Below are 1,330 nucleotides of genomic sequence, written 5' to 3'. Positions count from 1 at the left end.
GGGCGCTGAAGGATCCCCTCATAATTTTCCGAGTCCGGAGTAATGTGCCAGTCTTTGATATTCGAGCATGGCCCATTGATATTGCTGTTCTGTGATGACATACCTTTGCCGTTTTCTCACTTCACGCCCTAACCGGGGTATGGATAAAACTCGGCGATGTTTGATGGTGTTGGCTTGAAAGTCGTATTGCCACTTTGCTTGGGTCGCAACCAGCCCATTCCACCACATGAGTATTTCTGTCAGTAATCCAATTAGTAGCAATATATTCAGACGTTTAGTGCAGCGGGTTCGATTATGACGAAGCGCTAGTCCATAGGCTGTGCTCTTTAAATCTCGGAACGCTTCTTCAATCTGCATTCTCTTCGCATATAGACGGGTTATCTGAACAGCATTGAGCGTTTCACTGGGAATATTGGTGACAAGTAACCAAGGTTCATTGGCACCTTTGGCAAAGAGCCGAGAAGCGGTGTGTTTTTGACAAGTCCGCGAATGACGCTGTGCTTTTCGCCCTTTCGGCGTTTGTTTCACGAGATATGCGTTGCAGTTGAGGGGAGATCGGCGAGCAAGTTGGCAACGACCAAGAGATTGGGGTTTATTCGTTGCTTTGTGATGTAGCTTCTTGTTCCATTGCCAGTTGCGGAGTCCGAATTTTATCGAGACTTCACCGCGAACACGCCCCAGCCAAAACCAGCCCTTACTTTGAACCTGACGGAACCAGGTATTTCGAAATCCAGCGTCAGAGACGATGATAGGTGTAGTCTCCTTAGGGAGTAATTCCTGAACCTTATCAAGGAAGTATTGATGTGTTATGGGCGAATTATATTGCGCATATTCAAAGGCCTGCTCGTAAAGCGTAACCGCGCGGCCATCCAAAGCGACAGAAGCGCGCAATGTCATATGACGAAATTGCTCTCTGACATCAGACCAATCGATAAGTATCACAGGGAATGGGTTGGCCCCGGCAATAAGCCGTGCATTCCACTTATAGATTTCGTCTTTTTCACGGTGTAGCTGGGCATTGCCAAGAAGCCTATCCACGCGTTTGATGGCATGTTTGGCTGTGGTCATGGTGTTAAGGGAGCGGCCGAGTTTGGTGAGAGTGAGGTCAGCTCCACCGAGTGCAGACTCAGTCGCAAGTAACAGAGATTGAAGCCGTTTTTTATGAATAGTGGGACAGTGATTAGTTAGAGTGTCTTGTAGGATCTGAATATCGCGCATCGGTAATTCCTCTTGGTGGAATGTGGTTTTTGGCGAAATTCATTAGATCAAAGGGTTCGGTGCGCGTCTTTCTCATTGTTTAGATTAGGGATTTTGAGGGGATTCACTAGAA

Annotated in this window: 1 protein-coding gene; it reads right to left on the bottom strand. The window is 47.3% G+C overall.

Translation table 11 applies throughout. The features are described from left to right. Positions 1-18 precede the first annotated feature (18 nt). Positions 19-1,218, bottom strand: coding sequence for an IS4 family transposase (locus LRP49_RS25080; protein ID WP_274146395.1), 1,200 nt, complete (start codon positions 1,216-1,218; stop codon positions 19-21). Positions 1,219-1,330 lie beyond the last annotated feature (112 nt).

Source organism: Enterovibrio qingdaonensis (genome assembly GCF_028683135.1).
GTDB classification, from domain to species: domain Bacteria; phylum Pseudomonadota; class Gammaproteobacteria; order Enterobacterales; family Vibrionaceae; genus Enterovibrio; species Enterovibrio qingdaonensis.
This window is presented reverse-complemented; position numbering and strand designations above follow the sequence as displayed.

Bases quoted from the DNA above. Each gene is read 5' to 3' on its own strand.
- LRP49_RS25080 (WP_274146395.1), bottom strand. From the start codon at position 1,218: ATGCGCGATATTCAGATCCTACAAGACACTCTAACTAATCACTGTCCC.